The sequence below is a fragment of the Mucilaginibacter puniceus genome (assembly GCF_054783175.1).
The window spans coordinates 602,165-618,149 of record NZ_BAAGRB010000001.1; the positions used below are offsets into that span (position 1 = coordinate 602,165).

General features: G+C 40.2%; 27 protein-coding genes. All 27 read left to right on the forward strand.

The window, feature by feature from the left end; translation table 11 throughout:
• The 27 genes from rplB (at window position 1) to dnaK (ending at window position 15,983) form a co-directional block, all read left to right on the forward strand.
• Entirely contained in the window at window positions 1-828 is an 828-nt protein-coding gene (gene rplB / locus ACYVJ6_RS02785; protein WP_460692507.1) for a 50S ribosomal protein L2, read from the forward strand.
• Between the two features lie 2 nt (window positions 829-830).
• On the forward strand, window positions 831-1,097 hold the full coding sequence (rpsS, locus tag ACYVJ6_RS02790; RefSeq protein WP_114005430.1) for a 30S ribosomal protein S19: 267 nt from the start codon (window positions 831-833) through the stop codon (window positions 1,095-1,097).
• Window positions 1,098-1,099: 2 nt separating this feature from the next.
• On the forward strand, window positions 1,100-1,528 hold the full coding sequence (gene rplV / locus ACYVJ6_RS02795; protein WP_460692508.1) for a 50S ribosomal protein L22: 429 nt from the start codon (window positions 1,100-1,102) through the stop codon (window positions 1,526-1,528).
• 6 nt (window positions 1,529-1,534) lie between these two features.
• A complete protein-coding gene (rpsC, locus tag ACYVJ6_RS02800; RefSeq protein WP_460692509.1) occupies window positions 1,535-2,395 on the forward strand; it encodes a 30S ribosomal protein S3 in 861 nt (286 codons plus the stop codon).
• 49 nt (window positions 2,396-2,444) lie between these two features.
• On the forward strand, window positions 2,445-2,867 hold the full coding sequence (gene rplP, locus ACYVJ6_RS02805; protein ID WP_460692510.1) for a 50S ribosomal protein L16: 423 nt from the start codon (window positions 2,445-2,447) through the stop codon (window positions 2,865-2,867).
• A gap of 81 nt (window positions 2,868-2,948) precedes the next feature.
• Window positions 2,949-3,158: a 50S ribosomal protein L29 gene (rpmC, locus tag ACYVJ6_RS02810; RefSeq protein ID WP_460692511.1), complete on the forward strand. Its 210-nt coding sequence runs from the start codon at window positions 2,949-2,951 to the stop codon at window positions 3,156-3,158.
• An 18-nt stretch (window positions 3,159-3,176) separates the two neighbouring features.
• Window positions 3,177-3,431 (forward strand): 30S ribosomal protein S17, encoded by a 255-nt coding sequence (gene rpsQ, locus ACYVJ6_RS02815; RefSeq protein ID WP_091149797.1) that lies wholly within the window; start codon window positions 3,177-3,179, stop codon window positions 3,429-3,431.
• A gap of 1 nt (window position 3,432) precedes the next feature.
• Window positions 3,433-3,801 carry a 50S ribosomal protein L14 gene (rplN, locus tag ACYVJ6_RS02820; protein WP_073405786.1) on the forward strand — a complete coding sequence of 123 codons (369 nt, stop codon included), beginning with the start codon at window positions 3,433-3,435 and terminating at the stop codon, window positions 3,799-3,801.
• Between the two features lie 2 nt (window positions 3,802-3,803).
• A complete protein-coding gene (gene rplX / locus ACYVJ6_RS02825; RefSeq protein ID WP_460692512.1) occupies window positions 3,804-4,148 on the forward strand; it encodes a 50S ribosomal protein L24 in 345 nt (114 codons plus the stop codon).
• The gene (rplE, locus tag ACYVJ6_RS02830; RefSeq protein WP_460692513.1) at window positions 4,148-4,723 is read left to right on the forward strand and encodes a 50S ribosomal protein L5; all 576 of its coding nucleotides are present in this window, start codon (window positions 4,148-4,150) and stop codon (window positions 4,721-4,723) included. The genes rplX and rplE overlap by 1 nt, the downstream gene beginning before the upstream one ends.
• Window positions 4,716-4,985 (forward strand): 30S ribosomal protein S14, encoded by a 270-nt coding sequence (gene rpsN, locus ACYVJ6_RS02835; RefSeq protein WP_460692514.1) that lies wholly within the window; start codon window positions 4,716-4,718, stop codon window positions 4,983-4,985. The genes rplE and rpsN overlap by 8 nt, the downstream gene beginning before the upstream one ends.
• A gap of 136 nt (window positions 4,986-5,121) precedes the next feature.
• A complete protein-coding gene (gene rpsH / locus ACYVJ6_RS02840) occupies window positions 5,122-5,520 on the forward strand; it encodes a 30S ribosomal protein S8 (protein WP_460692515.1) in 399 nt (132 codons plus the stop codon).
• Window positions 5,521-5,535: 15 nt separating this feature from the next.
• Window positions 5,536-6,093 carry a 50S ribosomal protein L6 gene (gene rplF, locus ACYVJ6_RS02845; protein ID WP_460692516.1) on the forward strand — a complete coding sequence of 186 codons (558 nt, stop codon included), beginning with the start codon at window positions 5,536-5,538 and terminating at the stop codon, window positions 6,091-6,093.
• A gap of 5 nt (window positions 6,094-6,098) precedes the next feature.
• Window positions 6,099-6,458: a 50S ribosomal protein L18 gene (gene rplR, locus ACYVJ6_RS02850; RefSeq protein ID WP_460692517.1), complete on the forward strand. Its 360-nt coding sequence runs from the start codon at window positions 6,099-6,101 to the stop codon at window positions 6,456-6,458.
• Between the two features lie 12 nt (window positions 6,459-6,470).
• Entirely contained in the window at window positions 6,471-6,989 is a 519-nt protein-coding gene (gene rpsE / locus ACYVJ6_RS02855; RefSeq protein WP_460692518.1) for a 30S ribosomal protein S5, read from the forward strand.
• A gap of 5 nt (window positions 6,990-6,994) precedes the next feature.
• The gene (gene rpmD / locus ACYVJ6_RS02860; RefSeq protein WP_460692519.1) at window positions 6,995-7,174 is read left to right on the forward strand and encodes a 50S ribosomal protein L30; all 180 of its coding nucleotides are present in this window, start codon (window positions 6,995-6,997) and stop codon (window positions 7,172-7,174) included.
• 4 nt (window positions 7,175-7,178) lie between these two features.
• A complete protein-coding gene (gene rplO / locus ACYVJ6_RS02865) occupies window positions 7,179-7,625 on the forward strand; it encodes a 50S ribosomal protein L15 (RefSeq protein WP_460692520.1) in 447 nt (148 codons plus the stop codon).
• 7 nt (window positions 7,626-7,632) lie between these two features.
• On the forward strand, window positions 7,633-8,976 hold the full coding sequence (secY, locus tag ACYVJ6_RS02870; RefSeq protein ID WP_460692521.1) for a preprotein translocase subunit SecY: 1,344 nt from the start codon (window positions 7,633-7,635) through the stop codon (window positions 8,974-8,976).
• A 6-nt stretch (window positions 8,977-8,982) separates the two neighbouring features.
• Window positions 8,983-9,774: a type I methionyl aminopeptidase gene (map, locus tag ACYVJ6_RS02875; protein ID WP_460692522.1), complete on the forward strand. Its 792-nt coding sequence runs from the start codon at window positions 8,983-8,985 to the stop codon at window positions 9,772-9,774.
• Between the two features lie 64 nt (window positions 9,775-9,838).
• The gene (gene infA, locus ACYVJ6_RS02880) at window positions 9,839-10,057 is read left to right on the forward strand and encodes a translation initiation factor IF-1 (RefSeq protein WP_008506260.1); all 219 of its coding nucleotides are present in this window, start codon (window positions 9,839-9,841) and stop codon (window positions 10,055-10,057) included.
• Window positions 10,058-10,065: 8 nt separating this feature from the next.
• Window positions 10,066-10,182: a 50S ribosomal protein L36 gene (gene rpmJ, locus ACYVJ6_RS02885; protein WP_082855993.1), complete on the forward strand. Its 117-nt coding sequence runs from the start codon at window positions 10,066-10,068 to the stop codon at window positions 10,180-10,182.
• A 70-nt stretch (window positions 10,183-10,252) separates the two neighbouring features.
• Entirely contained in the window at window positions 10,253-10,630 is a 378-nt protein-coding gene (rpsM, locus tag ACYVJ6_RS02890; protein ID WP_460692523.1) for a 30S ribosomal protein S13, read from the forward strand.
• Window positions 10,631-10,748: 118 nt separating this feature from the next.
• The gene (gene rpsK, locus ACYVJ6_RS02895) at window positions 10,749-11,138 is read left to right on the forward strand and encodes a 30S ribosomal protein S11 (RefSeq protein ID WP_134335657.1); all 390 of its coding nucleotides are present in this window, start codon (window positions 10,749-10,751) and stop codon (window positions 11,136-11,138) included.
• Window positions 11,139-11,211: 73 nt separating this feature from the next.
• Entirely contained in the window at window positions 11,212-11,820 is a 609-nt protein-coding gene (gene rpsD, locus ACYVJ6_RS02900; protein WP_460692524.1) for a 30S ribosomal protein S4, read from the forward strand.
• 95 nt (window positions 11,821-11,915) lie between these two features.
• On the forward strand, window positions 11,916-12,908 hold the full coding sequence (locus ACYVJ6_RS02905; RefSeq protein ID WP_460692525.1) for a DNA-directed RNA polymerase subunit alpha: 993 nt from the start codon (window positions 11,916-11,918) through the stop codon (window positions 12,906-12,908).
• Window positions 12,909-13,111: 203 nt separating this feature from the next.
• Complete coding sequence (gene rplQ / locus ACYVJ6_RS02910) at window positions 13,112-13,792, forward strand: 50S ribosomal protein L17 (RefSeq protein ID WP_460692526.1); 681 nt, start codon at window positions 13,112-13,114, stop codon at window positions 13,790-13,792.
• Window positions 13,793-14,072: 280 nt separating this feature from the next.
• The gene (dnaK, locus tag ACYVJ6_RS02915; RefSeq protein WP_460692527.1) at window positions 14,073-15,983 is read left to right on the forward strand and encodes a molecular chaperone DnaK; all 1,911 of its coding nucleotides are present in this window, start codon (window positions 14,073-14,075) and stop codon (window positions 15,981-15,983) included.
• Window positions 15,984-15,985: the final 2 nt, after the last annotated feature.

Consider the following 15,985-nt stretch of genomic DNA (forward strand, 5'->3'; position numbering starts at 1 on the left):
ATGGCAGTAAAAAGATTTAAACCGGTTACGCCGGGTACCCGCTTCAGAGTAGGTGCCGATAACTCAGATATCACTACAAACGTACCTGAAAAGTCGTTAGTGGTATCGGTTAATACAAGGTCAGGCGGACGTAACAACAGCGGTAAAATGACTATGCGCTACTTAGGTGGTGGTCATAAACAAGCCTACAGATTAATCGATTTTAAACGCGATAAATTTGATATCCCTGCAAAGGTTGCAACTATCGAGTACGATCCTAACCGTTCGGCCCGCATAGCGCTACTTCACTTTGTTGACGGAGAAAAAAGATACATGATCGCGCCGGAAGGTTTAACAGTTGGTACAACTGTTTTATCAGGCGAGACTGCTCCACCAGAGGTGGGTAACACTTTACCATTAAAAACCATACCATTGGGTTCTATCATTCATAATATTGAATTGAACCCTGGTCAGGGCGGTGTATTAGCACGTTCTGCAGGTACTTACGCGCAGTTATCTGCACGTGATGGTAAATATGCAATCATCAAATTGCCTTCGGGCGAAACACGTATGATATTAGCTACTTGTTTAGCAACTATCGGTACAGTTTCAAATGGTGAGAAACAAAACGAAGTATTAGGTAAAGCCGGCCGCAAACGTTGGTTGGGCCGTCGCCCAAGAGTTCGTGGTGTTGCTATGAACCCGGTAGATCACCCTATGGGTGGTGGTGAAGGTAGATCTTCAGGTGGTCATCCACGCTCACGTAAAGGTTTATTAGCTAAAGGCTACAAAACTCGTGATAAGAAAAAAGGGTCTGATCGTTATATCATTGAAAGAAGGAAGAAATAATAATGGCACGTTCAATAAAAAAAGGACCTTATATTGATCATAACCTGGACAGAAAAGTCCTGGTATTAAATGAATCAAATAAAAAATCAGTTGTGAAAACATGGTCACGTCGTTCCATGATCTCTCCTGATTTCGTTGGTCATACATTCGCAGTACACAACGGTAATAAATTTATACCTGTGTACGTAACAGAAAACATGGTTGGTCACAAGTTGGGAGAATTTGCTCCAACCCGTACATTCCGCGGACACGCAGAGAAGAAAAAATAAGCATGGAAGCAACAACAAAAATTAAAAAGTCTGTACTGATCAGACAACGCAAAGAAGAAGCGAAAGCTCTAAAAGGCGGGGCTTCTGCTGCTAAATTACAGAACTGCCCAACTTCACCACGTAAAATGCGTTTGGTGGTTGATTTGATACGCGGTAAAGAAGTATTTTCTGCACTAAGCATATTAAAGTTCACTAATAAAGAAGCCGCTATACGTGTTGAGAAACTTTTGTTTTCAGCTATCAGAAACTGGGAAGCTAAAAACGAAGGTAAAAGAGCAGAAGAAAGCGCGCTTATTGTTAAAGAAGTTTCAGTAGGTGGTGGCCGTCAGGCAAAAAGATTACGCCCTGCTCCGCAAGGAAGAGGATACCGTATCCGCAAACGCTCAAACCACGTAACTCTTATTGTGGATAGTAAAAACGATAACAATTAATTTGAAATGGGACAGAAAGCACATCCAATAGGTAACAGATTAGGAATCATCAGAGGTTGGGATTCTAACTGGTTTGGTGGTAATAAGTATGCCGACAAATTAGTTGAAGACGAAAAGATCCGCAAATATCTTTCAGCACGTATTAACAAAGGTGGCGTATCAAAAGTAGTTATTGAGCGTACTTTAAAACGTATCACTGTAACTATACACACTGCCCGTCCGGGTATTGTGATTGGTAAAGGCGGTACCGAAGTTGATAAGATCAAAGAAGAGTTGAAAAAACTAACTAAAAAGGAAGTTCAGATCAACATATTCGAGATCAAACGCCCTGAGCTTGATGCACAATTAGTTGCAGAAGGTATAGCAAAACAACTTGAAGCACGTATTTCATTCCGTCGTGCCATGAAAACTACAATTGCTTCAACCATGAGAATGGGTGCAGAAGGAATTAAAGTAATGACATCAGGCCGTTTAGGTGGCGCTGAGATGGCACGTAGCGAACAATATAAAGAAGGTAGAATACCATTGCATACTTTCCGTGCAGACATTGATTATGCATTGGCAGAGGCTTTAACCACTTATGGTAAAATAGGTGTTAAAGTATGGATTTGCAAAGGCGAAGTTTACGGAAAACGCGATTTATCACCAAACATTGGCGGTACTGCAAGCGCAAGCGGAAAAGGTGGACGCCCTGAAGGAGCACCAGGTTTTGGTGGCCGTAATGAAAGAGGTGGCGAACGTGGCGGAGAGCGCAGAGGCGACCGTAAACCAGGACAAGGTGGTGACCGCAGAGGTGGTGGTAACCGTCCGGGTGGACAAGGTGGACCTAACCGTGGTGGTGGTAACCGCCCAGGTGGATCAAGATAATAATTTAGTAAAAAGTATATATCCGTGACGGATATTAAAGAATAAGAAAATGCTACAGCCAAAAAGAACGAAGTTCAGAAAGATGCAAAAAGGCAGAATGAAAGGTTTAGCCAGTCGTGGTACTGAGCTTTCATTCGGATCTTTTGGTGTAAAATCACTGGAAGCGGCCTGGATCACCAGCCGCCAGATTGAAGCTGCACGTATTGCTGTTACACGTTTTATGAAACGTGAGGGACAGGTTTGGATCAGGATATTCCCTGACAAACCGGTAACTAAAAAACCGGCAGAGGTACGTATGGGTAAAGGTAAAGGTGCTCCGGAATATTGGGTGGCGGTAGTTCGCCCGGGCAGGATCATTTTTGAAGCAGAAGGTGTACCATTGAATGTTGCAAAAGAGGCATTGCGCCTTGCAGCACAAAAGTTACCTGTGCAAACAAGATTTATAGTACGTAACGATTACGTAGAGGCATAAACAAGTTATAGGTTTTGAGTTTGCAGTTATCAGTTGATATCGTGAGCTTGGGACTAAAAACTCAAAAACTAATAGAATAAAATGAAGAACTCAGAAATTTTAGAGCTGGCAACTGAAGAGTTGGCTGCAAGATTAGGCGAGGAAAGAGCAAATCTTACCAAGCTTAAATTTGCGCATGCAGTTTCGGCCATTGAAAATCCAAGCCGTATTACTAAAGTACGTAAGGATATTGCTCGTTTAAATACTGAATTAACAAAGCGTAAAGCGGCGTCAGCTTCTGAAAAACAATAATTTTACGCGTCGACGAAAATGGAAAGAAATTTAAGAAAAACACGTACCGGCCTGGTAGTTAGCAATAAGATGGAGAAATCTATTGTTGTAGCTGTGGAGCGGAAAGTGAAGCACCCGATCTATGGTAAGTTCGTAAAGAAAACTACCAAATTTATGGCTCATGACGAGACCAATACATGTGGCATTGGCGATACCGTATTGATTATGGAAACCCGTCCGTTGAGCAAAAGCAAAAATTGGAGATTAGTTCAAATTATAGAAAGGGCTAAATAAGATGGTACAACAGGAATCAAGATTAAACGTAGCTGATAACAGCGGTGCTAAAGAAGTTTTAGTGATACGCGTATTAGGCGGTACCGGTAAAAGATATGCCTCAATTGGCGACAAGATTGTAGTGACCGTTAAAAGCGCGCTACCATCAGGTAACGTTAAAAAAGGAACAGTATCTAAAGCCGTTGTGGTTAGAACTAAAAAAGAAATCCGTAGAAAAGATGGATCATATATCCGTTTTGACGATAACGCGGCTGTTTTGTTAAACAACCAGGATGAGCCGAGAGGCACACGTATTTTTGGCCCCGTTGCAAGAGAATTGCGTGAAAAACAATTTATGAAAATTGTATCATTAGCACCGGAGGTATTGTAATAATGGAAAAGAAGAAACAAGCAACACCTGCTAAATTAAAGATTCGTAAAGGAGATTTAGTAAAGGTAATGGCCGGAGATTCAAAAGGATCACAAGGTAAAATAGTTGAAGTTATATTAGCTAAAAACAGGGCTATTGTTGAAGGTGCCAATATGGTATCAAAACATACTAAGCCTAATGCTGCTAATCCTAACGGAGGCATAGTGAAACAAGAAGCTGCTATACATATTTCAAACCTGGCGTTGATCGATCCTAAAACAGGAGTAACAACCCGCGTTGGAAGAAAAAAGAATGCCGATGGTAAATTGGTAAGAGTAGCTAAAAAATCAGGGGAGGAAATTAAGTAATGGCAACTACATACGTACCAAGACTAAAGTCAAAATATAAGGACGAAATACGCACTGCACTGAAAGATAAATTTCAGTACAAAAGCGTTATGCAAGTACCTAAGTTAGAGAAGATAGCTATCAACCAGGGTGTTGGCGCTGCTACTACTGACAAAAAATTGATTGAAACTGCAATTACTGAGCTAACCACTATTACCGGTCAGCAAGCAGTATCTTCAAAATCTAAAAAAGATATATCAAACTTTAAATTACGTAAAAATATGCCTGTAGGCGTACGTGTTACATTACGTGATAATACAATGTATGAATTTTTAGATCGTTTAATTGCTGTTGCTTTACCACGTATACGTGATTTTAAAGGCATCAACGATAAAGGATTTGATGGAAGAGGTAATTATACTTTAGGTATTACTGAGCAAATTATCTTCCCTGAGATCGACATTGATAAAATTAACAAAATACAAGGTATGGATATTACCTTTGTAACCTCTGCCAGCAACGATGTTGAAGCATTAGAGTTACTAAAACAATTTGGGTTACCATTTAAAAATCAAACTCCAACTAACAATGGCTAAAGAAGGTGTAAAAGCGCGCGAAGTTAAACGTGCTAAGTTAGTAGCAAAATATGCTGAAAAAAGAGCGGCCCTTAAAGCTGCAGGTGATTTTGTCGGTTTAGATAAATTACCTAAAGCGTCATCACCGGTTAAATTGCATAACCGTTGTAAATTAACCGGCCGCCCTCGTGGTTATATGCGCCAGTTTGGTATATCACGTGTAACATTCCGTGATATGGCTCTGGAAGGTAAAATACCGGGAGTAAAGAAAGCGAGCTGGTAATAAGCTGATAGCTGAAAGACTAAAGCAGAAAGCTTTATGCCTTCGGCTTTTTGCTTTGAGCTTAAACAAAAAGAATTAACCGATAGCAGGTCGCCCGAAGGGTCGGGAAGGAAACCACTATCATAAACAATAAATAATGAATACAGATCCAATAGCAGATTATCTTACCCGCGTAAGAAATGCCATCAAAGCCAACCACAGGGTTGTTGAGATACCGGCATCAAATCTGAAAAAGGAAATCACGAAAGTGCTTTTCGAAAAAGGTTACATTGCTAACTACAAGTTTGAGGCTAATGGTCCGCAAGGCATCATTAAAGTGGCATTAAAATACCACCCGATAACTAAGATCCCTGCCATCCGCAACATTTCGCGCATAAGCAGACCGGGTTTAAGAAAATATGCAGGTATGGATAACCTACCACGTGTATTAAATGGTTTAGGTATCGCTATCCTATCAACTTCTCACGGTGTAATGACCGATAAAGAAGCGCGTCAGCAAAACGTAGGTGGCGAAGTTTTATGCTACGTTTATTAATAGGAGGAATTAGCAATGTCAAGAGTAGGAAAAGCACCAATAGCAATACCCGCAGGCGTAACTATTACCGTATCTGATAGTAATTTAGTTACAGTAAAAGGCCCCAAAGGTGAATTGCAGCAACAAGTTGATGGCGACATCATTGTTGCACAGGAAGATGGCAACTTGTTAGTACAACGCCCTTCTGAGCAAAAACGTCATAAAGCATTACATGGTTTATACCGTGCGCTTTTAAATAATATGGTAACAGGTGTAACCACTGGTTACAAAGTTGAACAAGAGTTAGTAGGTGTGGGTTATCGCGCAACTAACGTTGGTAACACTTTAGACCTGGTACTGGGTTTCTCTCACCACTATGTGTTTGAGTTACCAAAAGAAATTAAAGTTTCAACAACTGCTGAAAAGGGTAAAAACCCAACCATTATTCTGGAATCAAATGATAAACAACTGATTGGCCAGGTAGCGGCAAAAATACGCTCGTTACGTGCACCTGAACCTTACAAAGGAAAAGGTATCAAGTTTGTGGGCGAAGTATTAAGAAGAAAAGCAGGTAAATCAGCATCTAAAAAATAATCGTCATGGCAGCTAGAGCGAAATTATCAAGAAGAGATAGGATTAAAATGGGTATCAGGAAGCGCCTTTCAGGTTCAACTGAGCGTCCTCGCCTATCAGTATATAGGAGTAATAAAGGTATTTATGCGCAGATCATTGACGATGTATCCGGAAAAACAATTGTTTCGGCTTCATCTTTATCAAAAGATTTTGTTGCAGCAAATGGTACCAAATCAGATCAATCAGTAGCCGTTGGTAAACTGGTTGCTCAAAAAGCAATTGCCGCAGGCATTAAAGATGTGGTTTTTGACAGGAACGGATACTTGTATCACGGCCGTGTTAAATCACTGGCTGAAGGTGCACGTGAGGGTGGTTTAAACTTTTAATCGAAAAGAGAAATGTCAACAATCAACATAAAAAGAGTAAAAACAAGCGAAATCGAATTAAAAGACCGCTTGGTGAGCATACAACGTGTAGCCAAAGTAACCAAAGGTGGCCGTACATTCAGCTTTTCTGCCATTGTGGTAGTAGGTGATGAGAACGGAGTTGTAGGTTACGGTTTAGGTAAAGCTAAAGAGGTTACTGAAGCCATTGCCAAAGGCGTGGATGATGCTAAAAAGAATTTGGTGAAAGTGCCGATTTTAAACGGTACTATCCCTCATGAGCAAATAGGTAAGTTCTCTGGTGGTTTTGTATTCATTAAACCAGCTGCAAACGGTACCGGTGTTATAGCCGGTGGTGCGATGCGTGCAGTATTAGAATCAGCGGGTGTACATAACGTATTGGCAAAATCAAAAGGATCATCAAACCCACACAACGTGGTAAAGGCAACTGTATCTGCATTATCGCAATTACGTGATGCGCATACTGTAGCACAGCAACGTGGTGTTAGTTTAGGTAAAGTATTTAACGGATAATCATCATGGCAAAAATCAAAATAACTCAGATTAAAAGCGTGATCGATAGAACGGAGCGCCAAAAAAAGACAATCGAAGCTTTGGGCTTGAAAAAAATCAACCACAGCGTTGAAGTTGAGGCAACTGCAGCTATCATTGGTATGGTAAGAAAAGTTAATCATCTGGTAGCAGTAGAAAATATTTAGTATTATGAATTTAAGTAATCTTAAACCTGCAGAAGGTTCTACTAAAAATAGGAAAAGAATAGGCCGTGGTACAGGTTCTGGCCGTGGTGGTACGTCAACCCGTGGCCACAAAGGTGCCGGTTCACGTTCTGGTAAAAAAACTAAAATTGGTTTTGAAGGTGGTCAAATGCCTTTACAGCGTCGTGTACCTAAGGTAGGCTTTAAAAATCCTAACCGTGTAGAGTACGTTGGTGTAAACCTTGATGTTTTACAAGGCTTAACTGAGCAATATTCAATTGCTACAATTAACTTTGATACTTTAAAAGAACATGGTTTAGTTTCAAAAAACGACCTGGTAAAAATATTAGGCCGTGGCGAACTGAAAGCCAAATTAGAAGTTACAGCACATGCATTTACAGCTACTGCGCAAAAAGCTATTGAAGCTGCCGGTGGCACTATAGTTAAGCTATAAATTTCAAATGAAGAAATTTTTCACCACATTATCCAATATCTGGAAAATCGAAGATCTAAGAGTGCGTATAATCAACACACTCTTATTTCTTTTAATATATCGTGTAGGTTCATACGTAGTTCTTCCGGGGGTTGACTATGCGTCTTTGAGCAATCAGAAAGAAGCCACAGGCTTAGCCGGATTGATAAATATGTTTGCCGGGGGATCATTCTCGCGGTCTTCTATTTTCGCGTTAGGGGTGATGCCTTATATTTCGGCTTCCATTGTGATGCAGTTGCTGGGTATTGCTGTTCCTTATTTTGCTAAAATGCAAAAAGAGGGCGAAAGTGGCCGTAACAAGATCAACCAATGGACGCGTTACCTTACTATTGCTATTACTGCTCCACAGGCAGTTGCCTATTTACACTCACAAATACCGGCTGATTCACTTTTAATGCCTTACACTACATTTGTTATACTTAATACATTTGTATTAACCGCAAGTACATTATTTGTAATGTGGCTGGGCGAAAAAATAACTGATAAAGGTATTGGTAATGGTATATCATTAATTATAATGGTGGGTATTATTGCCTCATTGCCTGGTGCATTCATGGTTGAGTTTGAATCGCGCACAGGCGGACCAGGTGGATTAATTACTTTTATTGTTGAACTGGTAGCTTTATTAGGTGTGGTAATGTTTACCATACTAATTGTACAAGGTACCCGTAAAATAGCGGTACAATACGCTAAGCGTATTGTAGGTAATAAACAATATGGTGGCGTGCGCCAGTATATACCTTTAAAGGTAACTGCTGCAGGTGTTATGCCAATTATATTTGCTCAGGCATTAATGTTTATACCTGCAACTGTAGCGTCGTTTTTTCCTTCAATGGCTTCAAACAGCATTATAATATCATTATCTAACTATAATTCATGGTTGCATAATTTATTATTTGCTTTACTGATCATCGTATTTACTTATTTCTATACAGCTATTACGGTTAACCCTAACCAAATGGCTGATGATATGAAAAAGAACAGCGGCTTTATACCAGGTGTAAAACCAGGCAAATCAACTGCTGATTATATTGATGATATCATATCAAGAATTACTTTACCTGGTTCGATATTTTTAGCCATAGTAGCTATTATACCAGCTCTGGTAAGCTTGGCCGGTGTTAGCAGTTTGTTCTCTCGCTTTTTCGGAGGTACATCTCTAATAATTTTGGTGCAGGTTGTTTTAGACACTCTGCAACAAATAGAAAGTCACTTGCTAATGCGTCATTATGATGGTTTGATGAAGACCGGAAGAATTAAAGGACGCACTGCAATACCTGCTGCACCGGGAACAACGCCGACAGCAATTTAATTCAGAATGTCGAAAATTCATTACAAGTCTGCCGAAGAGATTGAGCTGATCAGACAAAGCTCAATGTTAGTAGCAAAAACACATGGCGAGATAGCTAAAGTTATTGGACCGGGAGTAAAGACTATTGAGTTAGACAAACTTGCAGAAACTTTTATACGTGATAATGGCGGGATTCCCGCCTTTTTAAACTATGGGGGGTTCCCTTATTCTCTTTGCATCTCATTAAACAATCAGGTAGTTCATGGTTTTCCGGGTGATTATGCTTTAAAAGATGGTGACCTGGTATCCGTTGATTGCGGCGCCATACTTAATGGCTATTATGGCGACTCGGCTTTTACCTTTGCTATTGGCGAAGTTGATGAGCAAACCCAAAAACTAATGCGCGTAACACGGGAGTGTTTGGATTTAGGGATAGCAAAAGCTGTAGTAGGTAATAGAGTAGGCGATATTGGTTACGCTGTACAAGAACATGCCGAAAAAAATGGATTTGGTGTGGTGAAGGAATTAGTGGGCCACGGTGTTGGTTTAAAATTGCACGAAAAACCTGAAGTACCTAATTACGGTAAACGCGGATCGGGCATAAAATTAGAGGAGGGAATGGTTATTGCCATTGAGCCTATGATTAATGCAGGCCGTGCCGGTGTTAAATTTTGGGATGATGGTTGGACAGTGTCAACCAGCGATGGTAAACCATCCGCACATTATGAGCATACCGTAGCTGTAGGTAAGGGTAAAGCCGACATATTATCATCGTTTGAGTACGTAGATAATGTTTTAAAAGAAAAAATTAAAAATTAAAAATATTTTATTAATTTTGCATCCCGCTTTAAGGGGTGGATAATTAAGTAATAATCAATAAAATATGGCTAAACAAGCCTCAATTGAACAAGACGGTACAATTAAGGAAGCATTATCGAATGCTATGTTCAGGGTTGAACTTGAAAACGGACATGAGATTATTGCGCATATTTCAGGTAAAATGAGGATGCACTACATCAAAATATTACCTGGCGACAGAGTGAAACTGGAAATGAGCCCTTATGATCTAACAAAGGGAAGAATAACTTATAGATATAAATAATAACCGAGATGAAAGTAAGAGCATCCATTAAAAAAAGAAGCGTTGATTGCAAGATCATTCGCCGTAACGGGAAACTTTATGTGATCAACAAAAAGAACCCAAAATTTAAACAACGTCAGGGATAATTAAAAATAAATGGTAATAGCCCGTACAACGGTGGCCCGCCGTTCGGTATTACTGAATTAAACAATAAATATGGCAAGAATTTCAGGTATTGATTTACCAAAAAACAAAAGAGGAGAGATAGGTTTAACCTACATTTACGGTATCGGCCGCACAACAGCTCAAAATATTTTGACTAAAGCCGGTATTGATTTCAATACCAAAGTGCAAGATTGGTCTGACGATCAGTTAACCGCTATACGTAACATCATTAATGATGAGATCAAAGTAGAAGGTGCATTACGTTCAGAAGTTCAATTGAACATTAAACGTTTAATGGATATTGGTTGCTACCGTGGTACCCGTCATCGTAAAGGCTTACCATTACGTGGCCAACGTACCAAAAACAACTCACGTACCCGTAAAGGAAAACGTAAAACAGTTGCTAACAAGAAAAAAGCTACTAAATAATAAATAACTGATTAGTGGTGGAATTTACCATCATTAGGAATAGATAAATTAAAAAGATTAATGGGTCCGAATTATTCGCTAATTCAGTAATTCATTAAATCAATAATTAAAAAGCAAAATGGCTAAAAGTAAAAAAGTTACCAAAAAGCGTATTGTTGTTGTTGAGCAAGTAGGCGAGGCACACATCAATGCAACTTTTAACAACATTATTATCACCCTTACCAACAAAAGCGGACAAGCTATATCATGGTCGTCAGCAGGTAAAATGGGTTTTAAAGGTTCAAAAAAGAATACCCCGTATGCTGCCGGTCAGGCTGCTGCCGATTGCGGTAAAGTTGCCTATGATTTAGGTTTACGCAAGGTTGAGGTTTTTGTAAAAGGCCCGGGTTCTGGACGTGAGTCGGCTATCCGTACTTTACAAACTACCGGTATTGAGGTAACTACTATAAAAGATATCACACCGCTTCCGCACAACGGATGTCGTCCTTCAAAAAGAAGAAGAGTTTAATAATTAACAGATTTTTTTAAAGCTAAGATTCTGCAGCGTAAGGTTGCACGATACTTTAAAAGCAAACAAACAAATGGCTAGATACACAGGTCCAAAATCCAAAATTGCGCGTAGGTTCCGCGAGCCAATCTTCGGCCCGGATAAAGCGTTAGACAGAAAAAATTACCCGCCGGGTATGCATGGTGCTTCTAAAAGAAGAGGAAAGCAATCAGAGTATTCAACTCAGTTAATGGAGAAACAAAAAGTTAAATACACTTATGGTGTATTAGAGCGTCAGTTCGAAAACTTGTTTCACCGTGCTTCAGCTAAAGAAGGTATTACCGGCGAAAACTTATTGAAGTTTTTAGAAGGCCGTTTAGATAACACGGTTTACCGTTTAGGCATTGCGCCAACACGTTCTGGCGCACGCCAGTTAGTGGGCCACAAACACATCACTGTTAATGGTGAGGTGGTTAACATTGCTTCTTATTTATTAAGAGCAGGTGATGTTATCGCGGTTCGCGAAAAATCAAAAACTTTAGAGGCTATTACAAATTCAGTAGCTGGCAGAAGTGTTAATAAATACAGCTGGTTAGAGTGGGATGCTAGTAATTTATCTGGCAAGTTCCTAAACTATCCAAATCGCGATGAGATCCCTGAAAACATCAAGGAAAACCTGATCGTCGAGTTGTACTCAAAATAATAACGATACTTATCCGCATAATGATTGGCAATGCTGCCAATCATTTTTGTGGTTTAAATCAGTCCAATTAATCAAACAATAAATAAAGGATATAAATGGCAATTTTAGCATTTCAAAAACCAGACAAGGTTATCATGCAGAAATCAACTGATTTTGATGGCACGTTTGAGTTTCGTCCATTAGAACCAGGCTTCGGTGTAACCATTGGTAATGCTCTGCGTCGTATCTTACTTTCATCTTTAGAAGGTTATGCAATTACTTCTGTACGTTTTTCAGGCGTGATGCATGAATTTTCAACCATTAAGGGTGTTGTTGAAGATGTTACCGAGATCATATTGAATCTTAAACAGGTACGCTTCAAAAAAACAGGTGAATCAGGCGATAGCGAGAAAGTATTTGTGATCATTAATGGCCAGGATGCTTTCCGTGCCGGCGATATCACTAAATTTTCAAATAACTTTACGGTATTAAACCCCGATCTTGTTATCTGTAACATGGATTCAGCGGTAACGCTTGAAATTGAGTTTACTATAAACAAAGGACGTGGTTACGTTGCAAGCGAGGAAAATAAAAACCCGGATGCAAATGTTGGTGTAATAGCTATTGATTCTATTTACACGCCAATTAAAAACGTAAAATACACTATCGAGAACTATCGTGTTGAGCAAAAAACAGACTATGAAAAATTAGTATTGGATATTGCTACTGACGGTTCAATCCATCCTGAAGATGCTTTAAAAGAAGCTGCTAAGATATTGATCCAGCACTTTATGCTATTCAGCGATGAGAATATGATGTTGGAGGCACAGGCTAAAGAAGAAACTAAAGAAGTTGACGAAGAAATTTTACACATGCGTAAGATCCTTAAAACTGAGTTAGTTGACCTTGACCTGTCTGTACGTGCATTAAATTGCCTGAAAGCTGCTGATATCCGCAGCCTGGCTGATTTAGTATCATACGATGTGGCTGATATGTTAAAATTCAGAAACTTTGGTAAAAAATCATTAACTGAAATTCAGGACCTGGTTAAATCAAAAGGATTATCTTTTGGTATGAACCTGTCTAAATTTAAGTTAGACGAAGATTAATTTTAGTGATTAGAGATTAGAGATCAGTGATTGGTCTTTAATCTCTTTTCATTTATAGCATAGGTTATTGAATAGATAGTGACTAATCTCTAACCTCTAATTAACTAATCACTAACAACAAAATTAAGCGACCGCATAATTCCGAGGGCTTGACCTAAACAAGAGCCGCCCAACGGTATGCACGTGAAAATTCAAACAAAACAATGAGACACGGAAAAAAACACAATCACTTAGGCCGTACTACCAGCCACCGCAGAGCGATGCTGGCTAACATGGCAACATCGCTTATCTTACACAAGCGTATCACTACAACTTTAGCTAAAGCAAAAGCTTTACGCGTTTATGCTGAGCCAATTTTAACTAAAGGAAAAGACGATACCACGCACTCACGTCGTACTGTATTTAGCTATTTACAAGATAAAGACGCGGTTTCTATATTATTCAGAGACATCGCTCCTAAAATTGCAAGCCGCCCGGGTGGTTATACCCGTATCATCAAATTAGAAAACCGTTTAGGTGATAATGCGGAAATGGCGATCATTGAGTTAGTGGATTACAACACTACTTACACCAGCGATAGCGAAGCACAAGCCGCTAAAAAATCAACCCGCCGTCGTGGTGGTAAAGGTAAAGGTGGCGCAACCGCTGCTGCTCCTGTAGCTGCTGCTGCAACTGCCGAAGTTACTCCTGTTGATGATGCAGTTGTTGTTGACGCGGTAATTGATGCACCGGCTGACGAAGTTGAAGCACCTGCTGCTGAGCTTGGCGAAACCGCTGCTGACGAGATAGAAATTGAAACTCCTGCTTCACAACACGAAGCTGATGAGCATTCTGAGCCGGAAGCACCTGCTGATAACGAAGAGAACGCAGAAAAAGGCGAATAATATTCGACTTTATAATATTAAAAAGCCCCGTCCCGACTATGTTGGGATGGGGCTTTTTTGTTGAAGCAATTTTTGTAGCGACGCAATGCCTTCGGTCTCTACGAAGATATTTCCTGCCACTCTGTCACCGTTTCCATTCAAAATTCTGCCTAAATATTACCTTTCTGCTTTAGCCTTTCCGCTTTCTGCCTAATAATACTGCCATAGCTAAATTGGCACAAGCATTGATAAATAGCTGTAGGTAGTAAACAATCAATCACGTAAAAAACAATATAATCATATGTCTAAAATAATTGGAATCGACTTAGGAACAACAAACTCGTGTGTTGCGGTAATGGAAGGTAATGAGCCTGTAGTTATTGCCAACAGCGAGGGAAAACGTACTACGCCGTCTGTGGTAGCTTTTATTGACGGTGGAGAACGCAAGGTAGGAGATCCTGCAAAACGCCAGGCTATTACAAATCCTACAAAAACCATTTCATCTATAAAACGCTTTATGGGTAACCAGTTTAACGAGGTTACTAAAGAGGCAGACCGTGTACCTTATAGCGTGGTTAAAGGCGATAACAACACCCCGCGTGTTGAAATTGGTGATAGAAAATATACCCCGCAGGAAATTTCGGCTATGATTCTTCAAAAAATGAAGAAAACTGCCGAAGACTTTTTGGGTACCGAAGTTACCGAAGCGGTTATTACCGTACCGGCTTACTTTAATGATGCACAGCGCCAGGCTACAAAAGAAGCAGGCGAAATAGCAGGTTTAAAAGTTCGTCGTATTATTAACGAGCCTACTGCAGCTGCTTTGGCTTATGGCTTTGATAAAGCACATAAAGACATGAAAATTGCCGTGTTTGATTGCGGTGGTGGTACGCATGACGTATCTATCCTGGAGTTGGGCGATGGTGTATTTGAAGTAAAATCAACCGATGGTGATACTCACCTGGGTGGTGACGACTTTGACCAGGTAATTATTGACTGGATGGCTGACGAGTTTAAAAGCGACGAAGGTATTGACCTGCGTAAGGACCCAATGGCTTTACAACGTTTAAAAGAATCGGCAGAGAAAGCTAAAATTGAATTATCAAGCTCGGCACAAACCGAAATTAATTTACCATACATTACTGCTGCTGACGGTATGCCTAAGCACCTGGTTAAAACTTTAACCCGTGCTAAATTTGAGCAACTGGCGGATGGCCTGATCAAACGTACTATTGAGCCTTGCAAATCAGCATTAAAAAATGCAGGTTTAAGCACATCAGATATTGATGAGGTAATTTTGGTAGGTGGTTCAACCCGTATCCCAGCTATACAGGAAGCGGTTGAGAAATTCTTTGGTAAAGCGCCATCAAAAGGTGTAAACCCTGATGAGGTAGTAGCTATTGGTGCTGCTATACAAGGTGGTGTATTAACCGGCGAAGTTAAGGATGTGTTATTGTTAGATGTTACCCCGCTTTCATTAGGTATTGAAACTATGGGTGGTGTAATGACCAAATTAATTGAATCTAACACTACTATCCCTACTAAAAAATCTGAAACATTCTCTACAGCGTCTGATAACCAACCATCTGTTGAGATACACATTTTGCAAGGTGAGCGCCCTATGGCTTCGGCTAACCGTACAATTGGCCGTTTCCACTTAGATGGTATACCTCCTGCACCGCGTGGCGTGCCACAGGTTGAAGTAACTTTTGATATTGATGCCAACGGTATATTAAACGTGTCTGCAAAAGATAAAGCAACCGGTAAAGAGCAAAAGATCCGTATTGAGGCTTCATCAGGCTTAACTGATGCCGAGATCAAGAAAATGAAAGACGAGGCTGAAGCAAATGCTGAAGCAGATCAAAAAGCGAAAGAGGAAGTTGAAAAACTAAACGGTGCTGATGCGTTGATCTTCTCGACTGAAAAGCAATTGAAAGAGTACGGTGATAAAATACCTGCTGATAAAAAAGCGCCAATTGAAGAAGGTTTAACTAAACTAAAAGCAGCTTACGCTTCTAAAAACTTAGCGGATATTGAAGTCGCCCAAAACGAGTTAAACACCGCGTGGACAGCAGCTTCTGAGGATATGTACAAAGCTTCGGCAGAAGGTGGCCAACCAGGCCCTGATGCAGGCGCCGGTGCCGGTCCGCAGGATCAAGGTGACACTGTAACTGATGTTGACTTTGAAGAAGTAAAAGACGACAGTAAATAAGG